Source organism: Agrobacterium sp. 5Ca50, from assembly GCF_055381905.1.
Genome location: NZ_AP026438.1, coordinates 678,946 through 698,779, shown reverse-complemented (window position 1 = coordinate 698,779; position 19,834 = coordinate 678,946). Strand labels below are relative to the sequence as shown.

22 protein-coding genes are annotated in these 19,834 nt (G+C 54.7%); 7 read left to right on the top strand and 15 right to left on the bottom strand.

Annotated features, from left to right (window positions below):
- Positions 1-224 precede the first annotated feature (224 nt).
- Positions 225-893: a methyltransferase domain-containing protein gene (locus tag ACZ5FM_RS03365; protein ID WP_464039713.1), complete on the bottom strand. Its 669-nt coding sequence runs from the start codon at positions 891-893 to the stop codon at positions 225-227.
- Positions 841-1,314: a YcgN family cysteine cluster protein gene (locus ACZ5FM_RS03360; protein ID WP_192487311.1), complete on the bottom strand. Its 474-nt coding sequence runs from the start codon at positions 1,312-1,314 to the stop codon at positions 841-843. The genes ACZ5FM_RS03365 and ACZ5FM_RS03360 overlap by 53 nt, the downstream gene beginning before the upstream one ends.
- 169 nt (positions 1,315-1,483) lie before the next feature.
- Here ACZ5FM_RS03360 and ACZ5FM_RS03355 point away from each other — a divergent pair, with 169 nt between their 5' ends.
- From ACZ5FM_RS03355 to ACZ5FM_RS03345, 3 genes are all read left to right on the top strand, one after another.
- Positions 1,484-3,676, top strand: a complete 2,193-nt coding sequence (locus tag ACZ5FM_RS03355) for a transglycosylase domain-containing protein (protein ID WP_312943496.1) — start codon at positions 1,484-1,486, stop codon at positions 3,674-3,676.
- A gap of 324 nt (positions 3,677-4,000) precedes the next feature.
- The gene (locus tag ACZ5FM_RS03350) at positions 4,001-4,588 is read left to right on the top strand and encodes a DUF1214 domain-containing protein (RefSeq protein ID WP_312943495.1); all 588 of its coding nucleotides are present in this window, start codon (positions 4,001-4,003) and stop codon (positions 4,586-4,588) included.
- Positions 4,581-5,129, top strand: a complete 549-nt coding sequence (locus ACZ5FM_RS03345; RefSeq protein WP_312943494.1) for a DUF1254 domain-containing protein — start codon at positions 4,581-4,583, stop codon at positions 5,127-5,129. Before ACZ5FM_RS03350 ends, ACZ5FM_RS03345 begins: the two co-directional genes overlap by 8 nt.
- Before the next feature lie 52 nt (positions 5,130-5,181).
- Here ACZ5FM_RS03345 and ACZ5FM_RS03340 read toward each other — a convergent pair whose 3' ends face one another.
- A complete protein-coding gene (locus ACZ5FM_RS03340) occupies positions 5,182-5,388 on the bottom strand; it encodes a hypothetical protein (RefSeq protein ID WP_312943493.1) in 207 nt (68 codons plus the stop codon).
- Between the two features lie 720 nt (positions 5,389-6,108).
- On the opposite strand from ACZ5FM_RS03340, the gene ACZ5FM_RS03335 reads away from it, so the two are divergent.
- The gene (locus ACZ5FM_RS03335; RefSeq protein WP_464039712.1) at positions 6,109-7,041 is read left to right on the top strand and encodes a DUF2336 domain-containing protein; all 933 of its coding nucleotides are present in this window, start codon (positions 6,109-6,111) and stop codon (positions 7,039-7,041) included.
- Between the two features lie 21 nt (positions 7,042-7,062).
- Here ACZ5FM_RS03335 and ACZ5FM_RS03330 read toward each other — a convergent pair whose 3' ends face one another.
- Genes ACZ5FM_RS03330 through ACZ5FM_RS03320 form a run of 3 tightly spaced genes read right to left on the bottom strand, consistent with a single transcriptional unit; the run spans position 7,063 to position 9,900 of the window.
- Entirely contained in the window at positions 7,063-7,413 is a 351-nt protein-coding gene (locus ACZ5FM_RS03330; protein ID WP_464039711.1) for a DUF1491 family protein, read from the bottom strand.
- Positions 7,414-7,448: 35 nt separating this feature from the next.
- Complete coding sequence (locus ACZ5FM_RS03325) at positions 7,449-8,399, bottom strand: peptidoglycan-binding domain-containing protein (protein ID WP_464039710.1); 951 nt, start codon at positions 8,397-8,399, stop codon at positions 7,449-7,451.
- Positions 8,371-9,900 carry a sensor histidine kinase gene (locus ACZ5FM_RS03320; protein WP_464040414.1) on the bottom strand — a complete coding sequence of 510 codons (1,530 nt, stop codon included), beginning with the start codon at positions 9,898-9,900 and terminating at the stop codon, positions 8,371-8,373. Before ACZ5FM_RS03320 ends, ACZ5FM_RS03325 begins: the two co-directional genes overlap by 29 nt.
- 504 nt (positions 9,901-10,404) lie before the next feature.
- On the opposite strand from ACZ5FM_RS03320, the gene ACZ5FM_RS03315 reads away from it, so the two are divergent.
- Both ACZ5FM_RS03315 and ACZ5FM_RS03310 read left to right on the top strand, forming a co-directional pair.
- On the top strand, positions 10,405-10,818 hold the full coding sequence (locus tag ACZ5FM_RS03315; protein ID WP_192487305.1) for a DUF5330 domain-containing protein: 414 nt from the start codon (positions 10,405-10,407) through the stop codon (positions 10,816-10,818).
- A 242-nt stretch (positions 10,819-11,060) separates the two neighbouring features.
- A complete protein-coding gene (locus ACZ5FM_RS03310; RefSeq protein ID WP_312943487.1) occupies positions 11,061-11,477 on the top strand; it encodes a SufE family protein in 417 nt (138 codons plus the stop codon).
- A 137-nt stretch (positions 11,478-11,614) separates the two neighbouring features.
- Here the strand turns inward: ACZ5FM_RS03310 and ACZ5FM_RS03305 are convergent, their stop codons facing one another.
- From ACZ5FM_RS03305 to ACZ5FM_RS03265, 9 genes are all read right to left on the bottom strand, one after another.
- Positions 11,615-11,953, bottom strand: a complete 339-nt coding sequence (locus ACZ5FM_RS03305) for a helix-turn-helix domain-containing protein (RefSeq protein ID WP_405049395.1) — start codon at positions 11,951-11,953, stop codon at positions 11,615-11,617.
- 433 nt (positions 11,954-12,386) lie between these two features.
- The gene (locus tag ACZ5FM_RS03300) at positions 12,387-12,815 is read right to left on the bottom strand and encodes a Ros/MucR family transcriptional regulator (protein WP_192487303.1); all 429 of its coding nucleotides are present in this window, start codon (positions 12,813-12,815) and stop codon (positions 12,387-12,389) included.
- 409 nt (positions 12,816-13,224) lie between these two features.
- Positions 13,225-13,560, bottom strand: coding sequence for a monovalent cation/H(+) antiporter subunit G (mnhG, locus tag ACZ5FM_RS03295; protein WP_464039709.1), 336 nt, complete (start codon positions 13,558-13,560; stop codon positions 13,225-13,227).
- Positions 13,560-13,919 (bottom strand): cation:proton antiporter, encoded by a 360-nt coding sequence (locus ACZ5FM_RS03290; protein WP_464039708.1) that lies wholly within the window; start codon positions 13,917-13,919, stop codon positions 13,560-13,562. Before ACZ5FM_RS03290 ends, mnhG begins: the two co-directional genes overlap by 1 nt.
- Entirely contained in the window at positions 13,916-14,389 is a 474-nt protein-coding gene (locus ACZ5FM_RS03285; protein WP_250983063.1) for a Na+/H+ antiporter subunit E, read from the bottom strand. The genes ACZ5FM_RS03290 and ACZ5FM_RS03285 overlap by 4 nt, the downstream gene beginning before the upstream one ends.
- Complete coding sequence (locus ACZ5FM_RS03280; RefSeq protein WP_464039707.1) at positions 14,386-15,960, bottom strand: Na+/H+ antiporter subunit D; 1,575 nt, start codon at positions 15,958-15,960, stop codon at positions 14,386-14,388. The genes ACZ5FM_RS03285 and ACZ5FM_RS03280 overlap by 4 nt, the downstream gene beginning before the upstream one ends.
- Before the next feature lie 22 nt (positions 15,961-15,982).
- Positions 15,983-16,360: a Na+/H+ antiporter subunit C gene (locus tag ACZ5FM_RS03275; RefSeq protein WP_464039706.1), complete on the bottom strand. Its 378-nt coding sequence runs from the start codon at positions 16,358-16,360 to the stop codon at positions 15,983-15,985.
- Entirely contained in the window at positions 16,360-16,779 is a 420-nt protein-coding gene (locus ACZ5FM_RS03270; protein ID WP_250983066.1) for a Na+/H+ antiporter subunit B, read from the bottom strand. Before ACZ5FM_RS03270 ends, ACZ5FM_RS03275 begins: the two co-directional genes overlap by 1 nt.
- Positions 16,776-19,145, bottom strand: a complete 2,370-nt coding sequence (locus ACZ5FM_RS03265; RefSeq protein WP_464039705.1) for a putative monovalent cation/H+ antiporter subunit A — start codon at positions 19,143-19,145, stop codon at positions 16,776-16,778. Before ACZ5FM_RS03265 ends, ACZ5FM_RS03270 begins: the two co-directional genes overlap by 4 nt.
- Positions 19,146-19,347: 202 nt before the next feature.
- On the opposite strand from ACZ5FM_RS03265, the gene msrB reads away from it, so the two are divergent.
- Positions 19,348-19,755, top strand: a complete 408-nt coding sequence (gene msrB / locus ACZ5FM_RS03260) for a peptide-methionine (R)-S-oxide reductase MsrB (protein ID WP_192487295.1) — start codon at positions 19,348-19,350, stop codon at positions 19,753-19,755.
- Positions 19,756-19,834 lie beyond the last annotated feature (79 nt).

Genomic DNA, 19,834 nt, shown 5'->3' with positions numbered 1-19,834 from the left:
AGATGGATTTCATAATCAAAACGGCGCTTGTCGGTGCGATCGTCTTTTGCTGAACCCTATGTAGGGCTTCCCATCATGGTAAGGTCAAGGGACGGTGTTGTTTTTTATTGAAGCGTGGCAAAACACTGCCAGCTCTGGCGTAAATCTCAATAAAAATAGCCGCTCAATGGATGCGCTTGCCGCGCTCAGTTGTCGAAGGGTGTGGTGATAGAGGATGGTGCGTATCAGTTTTTCTGTGCCAGCCACACGGTTGCGCCGCCGCATTGCGGATCTTCCACCCTGTGATGCAGCACTCGAAATCCGTTGTCATGTAGTAGCTGGCGATACTCTTCTGCAGAAAGGCTGGCGTGATAAAGCGGCCTGCCCTGCCACTCACCAATCACCTCGCCAGCGGTCGGCCCAGAGGTAAACATCAATGCGCCGCCGGATTTTGCGTGGCTGGCAAAACGCGGAAACATTAAGCGCTGGTCATCCGGTGTCAGGTGGAAAAAGCTGTGCCAGGCAATCAGGCCATCAAATTGCTGGCCGATATCAAGCTGACGCATATCTTCTACATGCCAGCGGTGATCTGGAAAGCGCGAGCGGCACAACGCAATCATTTCGTCGGACGCATCAATGCCGGTCACAGCGCAACCGCGCTCGATGCAATAGCGCACTATAGGTTCGCCCGAACCACAGCCGATATCAAGAATATGCCATGAAGCAGGCATGAGAGACAGGAAGCGATCAAACCACGGCGCTTCCCGCATGTCTTTGCCACGCGACTGATCGAACTCCGCGGCGTGGGCACGGTAGAGATCAATGACGGTTTCACTGATCTCCTTGCCGTTGTTTTTGGTGTCACGGGCGCTCAGGCGCGTTTTCTCCCACCCGAAGCGGCCAGTCGACCACATGGTCCTCGAAATCATCCACGTCGACGTCAAGTTCGCTCACGGTGCGGTCACGTGCCGAAATACCGGCAATGTGAACAGTTTCCTTGTCTCCAGACACCAGCGGATGCCACCAGTAGAGGTCGTCACCGTCACGCACCAGCCGGTAACCGCAGGTCGGAGGCAGCCAACCGATTTCATCGACCAGTTCCGGGGTCAGCTGGATGCATTCTGGCACCGTTGCGCGACGATTGGGGTAATCGCTGCACTGGCAGGAATGGCCATCCAGCAACTGACATCGCACGGAGGTGAATACCACGTCGCCGGTGTCCCAGTCTTCCAGCTTGTTAAGACAGCACAGGCCGCAGCCGTCACAGAGGCTTTCCCACTCCTGTGTCGTCATTTCCTCCAGCGATTTCGTTTTCCAGAACGGAAGGTCACTCATTATTCATCATTCCATTTCATCATCGCGCGCCATCGCCGGATTTTGCCACCTCGTCAAGCATCGAGATATGCGGTATTTCTTATCTACAGGGGCCGATGCCGAGGAATGACCCGCGCAAGCTCAATGCGTCAAGCATTCCTTTCAGACCCGAACAGGACATGGTCGCGACGTGCAGGAAGACAAGAACACAAATAAACCGCTCAAACGCAAGCGCCACATTCTCTTGCGAATCGATTCATGGATCGATTCCAGCTTGTGGACCGCAGGGTTCCGCCTCGTTGACCTCTGGGAAGAAGTAACGATCTTTTCGCGGAAATTCCATGTCGAGGGTTGGAAAAAACATCTTATCAACCTCACAGGCAATGCGCTGACGCTTGGAGCCGCCGGTTCCGTGCTGTTGCTGACGCTTGCCATGCCTGCGTTTGAAGAAACCAAAAAAGACTGGCGATATCGTGGCGACTTCGCCGTGACCTTTTTGGACCGTTACGGCAATACAATTGGCCATCGTGGAATTATCCATGAAGACTCAGTGCCAATTGATGAACTGCCCGACCATTTCATCAAGGCGGTTCTGGCAACGGAAGACCGTCGCTTCTTTGAACATTTCGGTCTCGACTTTATAGGTCTTGCCCGTGCCATGAGCGAAAACGCCCGCGCGGGTGGCGTCGTCCAAGGCGGTTCGACGCTGACACAACAGCTCGCCAAGAACCTTTTCCTGACCAATGAGAGGTCGCTAGAGCGCAAGGTCAAGGAAGCCTTTCTCGCCCTGTGGCTTGAAGCCAACATGTCGAAAAAAGAAATCCTCAGCCTTTATCTTGACCGCGCCTATATGGGCGGCGGCACCTTTGGTGCAGCAGCGGCCTCGCAGTTTTACTTCGGGAAGAACCTGAGCGACGTCACACTGGCGGAATCCGCCATGCTGGCCGGCCTGTTCAAGGCACCGGCGAAATACGCCCCGCATGCCAACCTGCCTGCGGCACGCGCGCGTGCCAACCAGGTTCTGTCCAACCTTGTTCAAGGCGGCCTGATGACTGAAGGTCAGGTTATTGGTGCGCGCCGCAACCCGGCAACGGTAATCGACCGTGCCGAGGTCAAGACCCCCGACTACTTCCTCGACTGGGCCTTCGACGAGGTGCAGAAACTTTCGGCCTCCGGCAAATTCAAGGATCACACTGTAGTGGTACGCACCACGGTTGATACCGGCTTGCAAAGCGTCGCCGAGCAGTCGATGGAATCCAGTCTTCGCGAATATGGCGAAGGCTACCGTGTCAAACAGGGTGCAATGGTGATGATCGAAAACGGTGGCGCCGTGCGTGCCATGGTCGGCGGTCGTGACTATGGTGAAAGCCAGTTCAACCGCGCCACCAATGCGCTTCGCCAGCCCGGTTCGTCCTTCAAGGTCTATACCTATGCCGCCACCATGGAAAAGGGTTACAAGCCGGAGACGTTGATTTCCGATGCGCCTGTGACTTGGCGCGGGTGGTCGCCACAGAATTATGGCCGCTCTTACGCCGGCAAGGTGACGCTGGAAACGGCCCTGGCCAAGTCCTACAACACCGTACCGGTACGCCTAGCAAAGGATGTGCTCGGCACCAAGGTCATTGTCGATACCGCAAAGGCCATGGGTGTGATGACCCCGCTGCGCGAAGACAAGACCATTCCGCTTGGCACGTCGGAAGTGACCGTTCTTGATCAGGCCACCGGTTACGCAGTTTTCCCGGCAGACGGCATGCAGTCGCGTCGCCATGGCATCGAACAGGTGCTCGATTACGAAGGCAATGTGCTCTACGATTTCGAACGCGACGAACCACCTGCCCGCCGTGTCTTGAGCGAAGAAGCCAATTCCAAAATGAACCGCATGCTGGTGACTATTCCGGTCAATGGTACAGCCCGCCGTGGCGCACTGGACAACGGCATTGTCAGCGGCGGCAAGACCGGCACATCGCAGTCTTACCGCGACGCCTGGTATGTCGGCTTTACCGGCAACTACACCACCGCCGTATGGTTTGGTAATGACGATTTCTCTCCGATGAACAACATGACCGGCGGTGCCTTGCCTGCGATGACATTCAAGCGCCTGATGGATTATGCCCATCAGGGTATGGAGCTCCGCCCGATCCCCGGCATTCAGAACCCGCTTCCGTCGGGCTCGCGTCCGGAACCGGCAGCAGGGTCTGCCAATGTGGCCAGTGCGACAGAAAACATGCCGGTATTCGTGCGTCCCCGTTCGCTTTCGACCGAAGCAACTCGCATCATTCGTGACATGAGCAAGCGCTTCAAGGATGCACCTGCACTGTCGCTATCGGTGCAAAAGGTCGCGGGTATCGACACTCCATCCACTTCAACCAAAGAGCAGAATTGAACCAAAGCGGGGCATGACACAAACTCTGCATTTCCCAAATCGGGAATCAGTGATACCCCTCTAATGCATCGGAGCGGGACGAGCACGATGCTCGGCAAGCACGATATGCAGATTCAATAGGTTAGAATGCCCTTGATGTGTTTTGAAAACACGGCGGCGCTCTAACATTTGCAGGGGCATACCGGCACCGGTTTTGCCCGAGAAGCAAACGACACAAGGCTGGAGCCGGTCTGAGGCAGGTAAACCAGACAGGCTCACAGCCTCCGCAGACTGACTTTATACTCGCGGTAAACCATGGCGCGGTTCGGAACAGGAAATATACAAGTGCTAAGGGTTCCCTTTCTTGTCGCCATCATGCTGGTCATCGCTTTTGGTGGCGGTATTGTCTCGACATTAGCGGCGCTGGAAGCGACCTCCGGTTTCGGTTCCATCCGGATCGGCCAGTGGGACGCCTTCCCGGAAGCCCAGACAGTCAATGCCGATCCCTATGCCAAATCTCACCGCGCAGACGCTGGCAAGTTGCTGTACGGCACCGCCGAGGGCCTGGCCTTCACCGCGACAGTCGACAATCAAGGCAACAGACTGGTCGGCGGCTGCCGATACAATATCGAGGGCGTGACACCACCTGCCCGCTTCTGGACGCTTTACGCTGCCGATATGCAGGGCAATCTCCTGGACGACGGCAGCGGACGGCCAGCGGCGCTGAATTCACGGACACTTTTGCGCGGTCCTGAAGGTGATATCGATATCGCTGTCGCCTCCACCGCCCAGACATTCAACTGGCTGGCCATTCCCGCAAACGGAGAGTTCAAGCTGGTGTTGACACTGCTCGACACACCGGTGGCGGGCAGTTCCGGTCTTATCGATCTGACCATGCCAAGCATTATCCGGACGGGGTGTGGCAATGCTTAGGATCGCACTGGCAATCTTTACCGGCCTGATCGGTGCGGCCCTGCTGCACCTCATCATCGTGCTGGCTGTTCCGCATTTCAGCAATCGTGATGCCTACACGCGCTCATTGGCCGAAGGGCCCACCAACACGTTTCATCTGTTGAAGGATACGCGTGACAAGGCAGCACTTGGCAGTGGCGACCCTTTCATGAAGGTGGCCGTCTGCACCTTTGACATTGAAGAGATGCCCTTGCGGTTGACCGCCTTCGGTAATGTGCCGTTCTGGTCGATAGCCATTTACGACAGCGCATCCAACGAAGTGTTCAGCATGAATGACCGCACATCGGCCGAAGGTGTGATGGATATTCTGGTGGCGACACCGGTGCAGCTTTCAACAATTCGCAAGGCGCAGCCTGCAGCACTGGCACAGGCCATTCTGACATCATCTGTTCAAACAGAGGGATATGCGGTTTTGCGGACAATGACACCGCAGAGCAGCTTCGTTCAGGAAGCCGAGACATTTCTGGATCAGGCGAAATGCGAGCCATTTCAATGGCAATAATGGCACCTAGCGGATATTGACCCGCTACCTGCATGTTGACTGATGCGGTCCATCAGGATTTGACGGCTTTTCCTGGCTGTACAGGGCGACCGTTGGTCGTTGTGGGTGCCGGTGTTTCCGGTTCCGTCGTGCGGCGTTCATAACGCACGCCAGTGAAAAACAGGATTTGCGCCGGGCCGTTGATGGCTGGGCTGCTTTTCGCTTTCACACCATGGAAAGAGCGATCATTCGCACTGTCCAGTTTGATAATGTCTGCCATGCTCCTCTCCTTCGCTGCATCATTCATTGACCTTTGGCACACTCATGGGCACTTGAGTCAACATTATGAAGAAGGCGGCAAGTCAGGCTCATTATCTGTGGTCACACTGACATTCTGAAACGCCTTCTACACTCGGTATTCGAACCACTGCATAGTATGCGATCAAGCCACATTATGGTTAACAGATAGTTAATGCTAATTTGGACGCAACTGTGCGGATATCCACAGGCCGGCCCCTGAAATCTCGTAGTAGGTCAACAAGATTTTATTAATCTTACAACCACGGGCCTTAATTTCAACAACCTAAGATTTAGGCGATTTATGCCGTTGTAATGAAATAGTTTTTTCTCACGCCATTTTTTGACACCCCAAAATTTGGGGGCGAAATCCGTGTATCAGCGTTTGACGGAATAAGGTTCAGTGTTCTCTATAGGATTCAGCCGTCATGACGACGGTTAGGGCCCGCATTTCATAGCAAAACTATGGTGCGGGTTCCGCATTTTCAGATGCTGCGCTTTGTTCGCCATTTCCTGCCCTCCCTGATTTTTCCGCAATTTTCCACAGCAACTTTCATGCTCGCTGAAAAACTTGGCACGCAGCCCCCCATAGTTAACAGGACGTCAACGCATTTGTTCTAAATCTACACAATATTGCGTTTGCGTAAGTTGTATTGGGTGCGCTTTGGACGACCGGTTTCGAGAACTTGAAAGGCCTACGGCCATGCGGAAGAAAGATGTCGTGCTGATGGCTACGGTCACAAGCTTCGAGACACTTGCACATCCATCGAAGTCGGAATTACGCCAGTTTGCAGAGCTTTTCATGCCTTTGTTTGCCGCTTCGACCGATGAGGCACGGCGCCAGGCCATTGCAGCCCTGTCTCAACATCCCGACATTCCGGCACCGGTGGCATTTTTTATTGCCAGCCAGCCGATTTCGATTTCCGCACCGTTTCTGATTTCTTCGAAATCTCTCAATGACGAAACGCTGATCACCATTGCCCGGACGCAAGGGCGTGCCCACGCGCGCGCCATTGTGCGCAGAGAATCTCTCTCGCCAACCGTCATAGATGCCCTGGTCGGCATTGGCCATTCGCAGTCCGCCTCGCAGCCCGTGGAAACGGCAAAGGCAGCGGACGCGCAGGCCGTTCAGGCCGCACCTGTGCCTTCCGAAATCATCGATGTACCGCCAAGCAATCCGTCGCGTGAGGAAGAACTTCGCCAGCAGATCAAGACCATGGCTCGGCAGGTCAGCCGTCCATCCGACGATGTGCTGGGCCTTCGCCGCCTGAGCGACATTCAGGAAGCCTTGCTGGTGCGTTTTGCCCGTGAGCGGGATGCCCGGCAGTTTTCTGCCGCCCTTGCAAACACGCTTTCGGCCAGCCACTGGCTTGCAGAGCGCATCATGCTGGATATATCCGGCGTGCAGTTGGCAACAACCCTCAAGGGGCTGGGTATGAACCCGTCAGACGCGATATTCGTACTACAGGGCTTCTATCCGCATCTTAGCCAGAAGACTGGTGACATCAGCCGGGCTGAAGGAATCTTGTACAAGCTTGACGCGATTGCCTGTGAACAACGTATCGAAAGCTGGCGCCGTGCCGACAGCTATACGTTCCAGCCTAAGGATGCGGACAAACAGAAACGGTTTGGCTGACACGACCAGCCAGCATGTTTCTCAGATATCGCCGTTCACGACTGTAAACAGGTCAATGGCGTTTTCCGTTTCAATTTCCACCAGCCAGAGATCGCTGTCAAAGCGACTCTCCTTCTCGATGACAGCGGCAACCGCCGCTGCATCCTGCCGCCGCAGACGTACCTCGAAGCGGCGCCCTGCGTCGCTTTCCTCACTGTCAGAGAACACCTGTGGCGCCGGGCCAAAGAGCGTTTCGGAGCCATCACGAAATCGCTGGCGGATAAAGATCGCACCCGCCTCTTCCGCACCGCGTTTTTCAACGGCCGCGAAATCACCACTGGCAAATACCCGCCGAATGAGCGCGGCGACAAAGATATCCGATTTCAACCGCATTTAGGGTTTCCTGCTTGAATGGAGAGGCGGCCCTGTTACAGGGCGCCGATATCCTTCAGCTTCTTCAATACCGCATCGCTTGGCTCGCCTGTTTCAGGCAGGCGGTAATGTTTTTCAAAGTGGCGGATCGCCGTGCGGGTCTGCTGCCCAAGCATGCCGTCCACGGTCACATTGGCATAGGCGATGTTGACCAGCCCCTGCTGGATCTTGGCGACGAGCTCATTATTGACAGGCTTGATGGCGGCATTCTGCGCCGTCGCATTGACCGGTGACGGCTTGGCATTTTCCGATTTGCGGATTGCCGCTGCGACGGGGTCAATCGCGACACCCTGATTGCCGGCGCTCTCGTTCGGGCGATCTCTCGGAATCGCCGATACGGTCGAACCATCGATTTTCAGTGCGGCGAGAACGCGCGTGGTCGGCTCACCGGTTTGCGTCATGCCAACGGTTTCTTCAAAGAACAAGATTGCCGCAGTGGTGCGTGGACCGATCTTGCCGTCAGCTTTGCCATCATAGAGACCGCGGCGGGCCAGTTCCTGCTGGATCTCGGCTACGAGTTGCGAAGGCACCTGGGATGGCTGACCATCGGACACCTGTGTCGAGGCCTGCTGCGATGCGCCGTCCGGCGACTGGCTGCCGTCCTGCTGATCTTCTGCTTCACCCGGTGCGCGCTCAATACGGAATGTCGTTACATCGCCCGTGGCATCGAGTGGCTGTGCAACGCGATAGCCGGCAATGCCGTTGGGATTGACTTCGTCACGGGTTCTGAGAAACGGCGACGGATGCACACCTGGCTGGTACCAGAGCGCGTTGGCGGACACGAAACCGAAGACAATCGTAAAGGCGGCGACACCGGCGACAAGGCGCGGATGTTGACCGATCTGATACCCCACCTGGCGCCCCACAGCGCCAATAGCCAGAGAAACGACACCCGGCTCACGGCGGGCTGGTTTCCTCTCAGGCGATTTTCGCTTTCGCGGTGCCATTTACACTTCCCTCTTTCATAACTTCCACAGAAGCGATCTGCCGAAGACGTGGCGGAAATTCGACCATGCGCTCGGTTTCATCATTCTGTGCACAGCCAATTGCGCCTGAACCGTCAATTGGCAATGTAACCGTTACAATTGTTCCTTCACCCGGACGGCTGGCAATAGCAAAACGACCGCCATGCAGACCAACCAGTCCCTTGACCAGCGAAAGACCAAGCCCCGTGCCCTCATAGCGACGGGTATATTCGTTCTGAACCTGCATGAAAGGCTGGCCCAGCAAATCGATCTTGTCAGCGGCAATACCGATGCCGGTATCGCTGACAGAGATTTTCAGCGTGTTGCCCTCGCGGGCCGCATCCATGCTGACGACGCCACCGGCATCGGTGAATTTGAGTGCGTTGCCAGTCAGGTTGATGAGAACCTGCTGAATGGCACGCTGGTCTGCAACCACATCGCCGAGATCGCGCTGGACGCGGCTGGTCAGAGTGACGCCCTTTTCCTTGGCCTGCAGGCCAAGCATGGCTTCGCAGGTCGAAATCGATTCGCCAATGTTGAACGGCTCCATCAGCAGCTCGTAACGACCGGCTTCCAGCTTGCTCATGTCCAGCATGGTGTTGACCACAGACAGGAGATGCGCACCGGACTGGCGGATCAGCGCAACATATTCGCGCTGGCGATCATTCTCTAACTTGCCGAAATATTCACCGGCAAGGATATCCGAAAAACCAAGGACGGCATTGAGCGGCGTACGCAGCTCATGGCTGACGGCGGCCAGAAAACGCGACTTGGCGTCATTGGCCGATTCGGCCTCGGCGACCTTGCGTGCCACTTCACCGCGCAAAACTTCCTTTTCGGTCGTATCACGCAGCTGGCCAATGACCCGCAGAAGTTCACCACTCGGCTCGCGAACCGCCGTCATATCCATGCGGGTATGCAGGAACTGATCGGCACCACGGCTAAGCGACGATTGTTCGAAACGCAGCTCGACAGACGACTGCTCCGCACCCTGGCGCAGGCAATCCAGCGCCTGTGCAAAGGCAACACGGTCCGTCACATGAATACGCTCGGCAAACATATAACCGGCGCAATCCTTGACGCTCTTTGGAAAGGCGTCGATGTCGCGACCGGCAACATTTTGCACCATGCCCAGCTCGTCAAAAAAGATAACCACGCCAGGAACATAGGCAGCAAGCGCATCCAGCTTGACCGGCTGGTTGGCCACAGTTGCAGCGGAGGATAACGGACGGCGCACACCCAGATATACGGCAATGACAATAAGGAAGCTTGCCAACACGATCGCCGCCCCTGCTGGAAGCGCAATTGCTGGACTTACAAACAGGCTCATAATGGTCGGCACGACGAACAGTGCACATAGGCTGAAAGCCATGAACCGGCGCAGCACCGGCACTCTGGCGGTCCGCTGCACGGCATCTTCTTCCATGCGCGCAAGCCACATGCTTGCGACATGATCAATGCCTGCAACCGCTCTATCAGCAATGTTACTCAATACTTGCACACCAAAACCCTAAAACGGTCTTCTCGAGGCCGGAGAATAGGTCTTGGCACTTAAAGAAAGGATAAAGACATGGGTCAGATGGGGCAGCAAAAGGGCCTGAAATCTCATTTCGGAACATTTCACAGCGACTTTGCCAATCATGGTTAATGACGGGTAAGCGACGGATTTTGCTCAATTTTCCAAATGCTGTTAATCATTGTGGCGAAGAGAACCCAAGGTTTGCGGTGCATTAGGGCCGCGCTGCCGCAATTATGCTTAACATCATCGTTTAAATTAGATCCAATTGCTTAGGACGGCATGCCGGAAAAGGAAAAAAGATAAAAATTGAATCAAATTTGATGAAAATACCGCCGGAAATTTCAAACGGCTGTTGGTCTGTTGTGTGTAGGTTCTGCTCAAGCCCGAAAAACAGGGCATTCGCAAACGGGACACCGTTGCAAAACAAGGCAGGCCTGAAAGGCAAGCCAACAAACAGGGTAGTTAACAATGTGGTTTCTTATTAAAGGAACATTCTGGTTTTCGCTGGTGCTGGTGGCGCTATCCTATTTTGGCGCCGCGCAGAACGAATCGCAGACCTCGACACCGATGAATGTCGCAGGTGCAGTTTCGGCTGCCAGTGAAGCCTACCGTTATGTCAGCGCAATCTGCACGGAGAAACCTGAAGTTTGTGAACAAGGTGCAGAGACATTCCATGCACTGGCCGGACGTGCCCGTGACGGCGCCAAGGTTGCCTATGAATTTCTCGACACCCAGATTGGTGTCAACGAAGACAAGGCCACCGCTGAGTTGACCACCGCCTCGACCGGTACGCCAAGCATCAGCGTTGAATTCCCTCAGAATGGCGACAAGGCGACATCTGAGGGTTTCGTGCCCGTTCCGCAAAAGCGCCCTGCCCTTTAATATCCTCTGAATTCGGCGCTGCCCTCGCCATCTGAAATTCCTGCCGAAGATGACCACTCCTTCGGCACATACACCTTGCGGACAGTTGATAGCCATCGTCTGCCGCCGGACTGCCTGAACTGGACTGAGAATTTGGTCACGCCCTGCCCGGTGAAAATCCGGCAGGGCTTTTTCTTTGCTTGGCGGTTCAAATCAGCAAGATTTTCACCTATATGGCGGCAAGCAATTAAATGGATAGTGTGATGACCTCTCTCGACAAAATGATGGACGACTTTGCCTTTCTCGATGATTGGGAGGATCGCTATCGTTACGTGATCGAGTTGGGCAAGGAACTGCCTGACTTGGCCGACGAGCATAAGAACGCCCAGAACAAGGTTCAGGGCTGTGCCAGCCAGGTTTGGCTCGTGACACATGCAGATGCCGACAAAAACCCTGTGATGACGTTTGAGGGCGATTCTGACGCCCATATCGTGCGCGGGCTGGTGGCTATTGTGCTTGCCGTCTATTCGGGCAAACATGCCTCCGAAATCACGCAGCTGGATGCCATCCAAGTCTTCGACAAAATCGGTCTGGTGGAGCACCTGTCTTCCCAGCGCGCCAATGGCCTGCGCTCGATGATCAATCGCATCAGGGAAGAGGCACGGCTGCGCCTGCAATAATAATCCAGTTGGCGGTCAAGTCCTTCGGACTGGTTTCATCCTGGAAATGGTTCGCCCGCTCTTCCTTCAAAGGCGCGATTGTGGTCGCGCCTTTTTTGTGTCGTCTGTTTTCGTTCACCGCGACATGGCGAACTGTTTCAGATGTCGGCCTTGCTGAAGACTGAGGCTGTAATACGCTCAAGGACAGAAACGAACTCGTCGAAACCGGGATCGTCGCGCCTGTCCTCGACAACATTGCAGGCATAACCGACTGTTGTCCTGTCCTTGCCAAAGGATATGCCGATGTCACTGAGAGATATGCCAAGCACAACATGGCATACATACATCGCAATCTGCCTGATGTGGCAGGCCGCTCGGCGCCGGTCACTGCGCACCAGGGTACGCTCCCCCGCAAGTACCACCAATTCGCTGGTCAACTGCCTGACGATACGGCACACGCGGCGGGTGGGAAATGGCAGTCCGCCGCACATCACCATCGGTGCGGCCGGGTTCTTCTGGCCTTGTTGTGGCTGGATATCTTTCCTTTGTGTATCCCCTGGCATGAACGAACTCCCTTCATGAATAGGAATTAATTCATGTCATGCGCTGCATGCAAGGGGAAATTATCATATCACTTTTGTACATCCCCTTAGCGACCTTGCGGAGTGACCACAAACAAACCTTCAATGAACCATTATTTAATCATTATAAAACAGCATCTTCACATAATTTCAGTCTGTCGAAAACGAGATATTGCCGCGAGGACTGCGTATCTAACAATGAAATAAATGTGATTTTTTTCCTCTTTATATACAAAAATCCGCGCAAAAGAAAACCGGCCTCTAAGGGCCGGTTTTCAAAACTACTCATTATTGCCAGTTTAAAGTCGCGACCTCAAACTTGGCCGAGGCACTGCAAACTTGAAAGCGATTAGCGCGAAGCCTTGCGACGCTGGCCAAGACCCATTTCCTTGGCGAGGCGCGAACGTGCTTCGGCATAGGCTGGGGCAACCATCGGATAATCAACCGGCAGTTCCCACTTTTCGCGGTAGTCTTCCGGCGTCATGTTGTGATGGGTTGTCAGGTGGCGCTTCAGCGACTTGAAGGAACCGCCGCATTCGAGGCAGATGATCTGATCGTCCTGAACCGACTTTCTGACCGAGATGGCAGGTTTCTGTTTCTCGGCAGCAATTACAGAAGGGGCTGGGGCTGTTGTACCACTCAAGGCGGAATGCACATCAGAAATGAGGCTTGGCAGTTCTGCAACCGGAACAACATGATTGCTGACATAGGCGGCAACAATGTCAGCGGTTAGTTCAACCAGCAGATCATGTGCACTACCGTATGCGGTTTCAGTCATATAAGTATCTCCTATCAGTTCGTTCCGGTACGGCAACGTTTGATCCTGCCCTTCCATGTTTATGAACATGTTACGAAACCACCCCCAAATGGCTTCCAGCAGACAAAGCAAACATCGTCTGTTACTGGCCATTCAACGACGCCGCACAAAGCATATGCTCATTTAGGAGAGCACTGATCACGTAGTCTCAATGATCACAAAGCATGTTGCGCGGCAGGAAAACCAGCATCAGAAACTTAATGGGAAATCGAATAACACCGTTTCAAAAAAAGTCCAATTATAATTTCATACTAATTTAAGCTACTGATTTCTTATAATTTACGTATTCCTCAAGAAAATTCTATCTTGACGTTAGAGAACCTTATGATTTGGTAATATATAGCTGGAGATCTGGATAATATTCAGATTTTCAACTTTCGGTTATCTTCAATTCATCAATAACAGACACATCACAAAGCTTGTAACCTGCGATATGGGCAGCTCTGGCAAGCAAATGCGCAGATATCGGTGCCGTCAATATAAAGAAAAAGAAACCGGCTATTGTTCGCGCCAAAATTGAAATATCGATAGAATGAATTCCTACTGCCAATAGCAGCAAACCAGAGCCGATCGTACCGGCCTTTGAGGCGGCGTGCATGCGCGTATAGAGGTCTGGGAAGCGGTTGACGCCAATGGCTGCCACCAGCGCAAACAGCGCACCGGAGAGCATCAGAAACGCGGTTATGAGCGCGATGATCAACTCCATTACTTCTTCCTTTTCGATGCTTTTTTTCGTTGTGGTTTTTCATGCGGTCGTGCCGCTTTGGCGGTCACGCCGTTGTTGCTCGGCGCGCGTAACAACACGAAGCGGGCAAAAGCAACGGTTGCCAGGAACCCGACAAGGCCGAGGGCTATCGCGATATCGATGTAGAGCGTGAAACCCGTCTTGATGGCGATGACCGCGATAAAGCCGATCACAATACCAACGAGCATATCAAGGGCAACAATCCTGTCCGGAAGTGTTGGCCCCTTTATGACGCGGTAGACGGTCAGCAGAAATGACAGCGAGAGGATGACGAGGGCAGCAACAGTTGCCCATGATACGATCAGGGATACGGCACTCATCGAAAGGCCTCCATGATCTTGCGCTCAAAGCCATTGGCAATATCCCGCTTCGTTGCCTCGATATTCGAGCAATCCACGGCGTGCACGTAAAGGAAACGCCTGTCTTCCGACACATCCACCGACAGCGTGCCCGGTGTCAGCGTAATAAGGTTGGCGAGCAAGGTTATCTCAAAGTCACTGGTCACAGTCAGGGGAAAGGCAAAAATGCCGGGCTGCAGGTCGAGGCGTGGTTTCACCACCATCACGGCGACAGTCCATGCCGACAGCATCAGCTCCTTGAAGAACAGTCCGATCAACGACGCTATACGGCCAATACGGATCCAGTAACTGCGTCCGCCCACCTGATCACGGATCAACCAAAGCGCAAATGCTGACAGAAGAAAGCCGAAACCGATATTGAGAAGCGTCGCGCTGCCGGTAATGGCAACCCAGACGACAACAAAGAGAACATTGACGATAAGCAGGGTCATCTTACGCTCCCCTCTGGAAAGACAGATCGTATATAGGCCGATGGATCCACCAGACCTTCTGATGCCCGCTGACTGAGATTAAAGACGGTTTCTGGAAAGACGCCGCCAACGGTCACAAGCAACGCCGGGCCAGCGATAGCAGTAACGGCAATCGAAAAACCTGGCTGGATTGTGACAGCAGTCTGTGTGCCGACCTGCTTCACTTGCGGGCGCCAGAAGGCCAGAAGATAGACACGACCAAAGGTCAGCGTGATGATGAAACCGGCCACCAGCAGCGAAGCTGCCAGCCACCACGCGCCGATATCAATCGCCGCCTTGACCAACATAGCCTTTGGCCAGAAGCCAATGAAGGGCGGTAGCCCTGCCCCGGCAAAGAACAATGCCAGCGCCATGCCGGAGAACAGAGGTGCGGTTTTGTAGAGGCCGCCAAGTTCAGAGAGCGACCAGCCACCGCCAATGCGTGCGGCAACACCTGCCACAAGGTAGAGAGCGGTCATCAGCAACACGGATTGGACAGCATAAAAAATTGCGCCGCTGATACCGGCTGTAGTGCCGATGGCGACACCTGCCATGATGTAACCAATACCGGACACCACAACGTAGCCCAGCATGCGCCTGATATCGTTTTGCGCCAGAGCGCCAAGTGCACCGAGGATCATGGTCAGGGCTGCGACGACGGCGATCACGAAGCTCAACTCTTCTCGCTCGACCGGAAACAGCATGACCATGACGCGCAGCAGAGAATAGACACCGACCTTGGTCAGCAGACCGCCGAACAATGCCGCAACCACGATCTTGGGCGTGTGGTAGGATGCAGGCAGCCAGAAATTGACCGGGAACGCTGCCGCCTTCATTGCAAAGGCCAAGGTAAACAGGCAGGCCAGCGTCATCATCGGAGCAGTACCCCGTAGATCACCGGCCTTCAGCACAATGTCAGCCATATTGAGCGTGCCGAAAATGGCATAGAGGTAACCGACGGTAATCAGAAACAAGGTTGTGCCGATCAGGTTGAGAACCGCATATTTCAACGCACCGTCGATCTGCTCTCTTTCCGACCCCAGCACCAGCAGGCCAAAGGACGAAATCAGCAGCACTTCAAACCAAACATAGAGGTTGAAGATATCACCGGTGAGGAATGCGCCGCTTACACCGGCCATCAGCAACATCAAAAATGGATAGAAACCGTACCGCTTACGGTTTTCATCCATATCCGACAGGGAATAAAGGCCGCAGGCAAACGCCGACAGCGCCGCGACAAAGGCCAACAGTGCACCCGTCAAATCAGCGGTAAATGCAATGCCAAATGGCGGCAGCCAACGCCCCATGACCATGGTGAACGGCCCTTGTGTTGCGACCTTCCACAACAGGGCTGCATCCAGAACCACGAGCACCGCAAGACCAGTCAGTGCAATACGCGCATGCAGCCATGTGGAGTGGCGCACCATCATCAAAATGGCGCCAAAGGCAATGCAGACGGCGACCGGCAGAATGATCAGCCACTCGGAGGCAGCCACAGGCTGCATGACCATGGCGGCGGCGTAATCTGGCACTGTAGAAGAAGGAGCGGCCATTTTTTCTTTCTATGCTGAAACGTCAGTAGCCAAGCGGTGGCAAGGGTTCATGCACCGGTTCGGCTTTACGCATTTCGTCCGTGTCATCGGTTTTCAGTTCCTGAAAGGCACGCCAGGTCAGCACCAGCAGGAAGCAGAAAAACGAAAATGAGATCACGATGGCTGTCAGGATCAGTGCCTGTGGCAAAGGATTGGCCGTGTCCGCGGGCAACGTATCCATACCCGCCCCGATGATTGGCGGCACCTCTCGCGTCAAACGGCCGGAGGTAAATAGCAGAAGGTTGACGGCATTGCCCAGCACCGCAACGCCCAGCAGTATGCGGATGCTGTAACGCGACAACATGAGATATATGGCGACGGAAAAGAAGATACCGACCACAATAGAAAAAGCGGCTTCCATCAGTCAACGTCCCTTTCTTCCAGCGCCAGAGCAATGGAGGTTATGGCCCCAACAACGACAAGGTAGACGCCGACATCGAAGGACATGACGGTAGCAAGCGGAACCTCGACACCGAACAGGCTGGGATAGATCCACAGGCCAGTCATGAAAGGCACACCGGCAATGACAGATACCAAACCGGATACGGTTGCCAGCAGCAAACCTGCGCCTGCAATGGCCAGCGGATGGAAACGGATGGCGCGGCGAACGGCGTTGACGCCAAAGGCAATGCCATAAATGGCCAGCGCGGAAACGGCGATCAGTCCACCGATAAAACCGCCGCCCGGCTCATTATGGCCGCGCAGCAGCACGAAGATAGAAAACAGCACCATCAGACTGGTAATCACCGGCGCAATGGTCCGCAGGATGATCGTATTCATGCGCGTTTCTCCTGCCCGCCCTGGTCATCATCCAGCGGGTGAATACGCACACCTGCCCGCAGCCGGATCAGCGCCAGAATGGCAAGGCCGGTGATCATCACGACAGAGATTTCGCCCAGCGTATCCGTGCCACGGAAATCGACAATAATGACGTTCACCACGTTGGCGCCGTGGGCAATCACCTTGGACCACTGATTGAAGAAGTCCGTCAGATTGTTGTTGAATGGCACTTGCGTGGATTTGAGCAGCATCAGTGCAAAACCGGCACCGCATGCAATAGCAATGGTGCTGTCAAGTATGATCTGCCCCCAGGAGCGGTGATCGACCGCAGACAGGCGCAACCGGGTCATGACAAGGGTTAGAATGACCACCGACAGGGTCTCTACCATGAACTGGGTGAAGGACAGGTCTGGTGCGCCGAACAGCAGAAACAAAACGGCAACCGAGAAGCCCTGTATACCAAGAGCAACAATGGCATTGAGGCGGGTCTTCGACATCAGGATCGCCACGAGGCCGATCAATGCAATGACGATGAAGGTCAATTCATGCAGCAGAATGTCCCGCGGCCAGACCGGCATGTCAGGCAATTCATCGTAAACGAACAAGGGTACGAGCAGTGCAAAGGCCAGCACCGCAAAGGTCGCTGTGACATAAAACTCCATGCGGCCCGGCTGAATGAAGCGGGTAACATGAAATGCCATCTTGACCATCAGGGCCACGAAACCGTCAAAGCCCTTGTCGGGTCCGCCGCCAATTGCCTGCAGCGTCGACGCAATAAGGATGCGCAGCTTCGCAATGCTTTTGTATGCGACAATTCCAAGCACGACTGTCAGCAGCGATAGCGCCAGCGGAATGCCGATATGTGGCAGCAGGGAGATTTCCACCGCCCTCACCTCTCCGGCAACGGCACTGGCCATTGGCGTCGACAGGAAACGGTGGGCAACACCGGACAACAGTGCCAGCAGCAATCCGCATGCGGCCAGGACGGTCGGGCCAAGCCACAACAATACCGGCCCTTCATGCGCATGTTTCGGTGTTTTGACCGGCCCACCAAGGAACGGTTTCAGCGCCACGGCAAAGGCAATGGCAAACATCAGTGCATTGCCGATGATCGCGACACCGAGAAACAACACGGCGCGCGGGTCATTATGCGCCAGCGCATAGTAGATTTCTTCCTTGGCCAAAAATCCAAACATCGGCGGCAGGCCGCCCATGGAAATCGCAGAGACCAGCGCCGCGGTAAAGGTTATCGGCATGGCCTTGCGCAGTCCGCCAAGCTTCGTCACATCACGGGTGCCTGCCTCATGATCGATAACTCCGGCGACCATGAAAAGTGCGCCTTTGAACAGCGAATGCGCGATGAGATAGAGCACGGCCGCCTCGATGGCATGTGGCGACCCAAAGCCGGTCAGCATGACCAGAAGACCAAGAGAAGACACCGTTGTATAGGCCAGCATCAGTTTGAGGTCGGTCTGCCGTACCGCGAGAAACGCGCCGACAAGCATGGTAATGCCGCCAAAGAGCGGCAGCAGGATTTCCCAGGCGGGCGTATCGCCCAATACCGGATTAAGGCGCATCAGCAGGTAGACGCCAGCTTTGACCATGGTCGCTGAGTGCAGGTAGGCCGAAACAGGTGTTGGTGCTTCCATGGCGTTGGGCAGCCAGAAATGGAATGGGAACTGCGCGGATTTGGTAAAAGCACCGCCAAGAACCAGCACCAGCGTGACCAGATAGAGCGGGCTAGCACGCAAGATATCGCCGCCCTGCATCAATTGGGAAAGTTGGGTGACGCCACTGATGTTCCAGATAAGGATCAGGCCTGCCAACAGAGCCAAGCCACCACCACCGGTGACCAGCAGCGCCTGTAACGCCGCGCGGCGTGATGCCGCGCGCTCATGGTCAAAACCAATGAGCAGGAATGATGTGATCGAGGTCAGTTCCCAATAGACGAACAGCATCAAGAAACTGTCGGAGACCACAACGCCAAGCATCGCCCCCATGAACAGCAGCAGAAAGGACAGGAAGCGACCCTGCTGCGGATGGCCCTTGAGGTAGCCGCCCGCATAGAGAACGATGAGAGCTCCAATACCGGTAATCAACAACGCGAAGGTCAGCGAAAGGCCATCAAGAAACCACGAGAAACTAAGATTGAAGCTCGGCACCCAGATATAACCGCCTGTGACGGCTTCCCCTGCTGCGACAAGCGGCAGAAAAGAGGCGAACTGGGCAAAAGCAACGGCCGGAATGAGGGCAAGTATCCAGGCGGCGTTGTGACTGAATCTGCGAACCAGAAACGGTGCAACCAGCGCGCCTGCAAATGGCAGAAACAGCACAATGAATGTCATCAACGTGACATTTTCAGACATCTCACCCCCTGTGGAACTGTCAAGAATCCCCCTCGACAACACCCTCTTTTCAATAGGGTAACATGGGTCGTGCCTCAACCATTTTCAGCGAGAATCGGGCCATACACAAAGTTCTCCACCAAATCCGGGGAACTGGCACTTGCGGGCTTTTTTCTTGACGTAACGCACCTTATCTAAAGGGACAACAGAAAGGATCAGCGCCATGAACGACATCAAGACATCTAAACTCGTCAAAACCGATGCGGAGTGGAGAGAACAACTGACCCCGGAACAGTACCATATCCTGCGGGAACACGGTACCGAACGCGCGTTTACCGGCCCGTATTGGGACAGCAATGAAAAGGGTCTTTACCGTTGTGCTGCCTGCGATGAGCCCCTGTTTTATTCAGACACCAAATTCGATGCGGGATGCGGCTGGCCAAGTTACTTCGAGCCGGTTAAGGCTGACGCGGTGACCGAGCACAGCGATACAAAATACGGCATGGTCCGCACTGAGATCCGTTGCGCCAATTGTGGTGGCCATCTCGGCCACGTGTTCCCTGACGGACCCAAACCGACGGGATTGCGTTACTGCATTAACGGCCATTCCATGGTGTTTGAGCCGCAATAACAAACCGCGTATTCATGAAATTGAAAAAGGGCAGGATCACATCGACCTGCCCTTTGTCTTATGGGATGTCCCGTTGCGT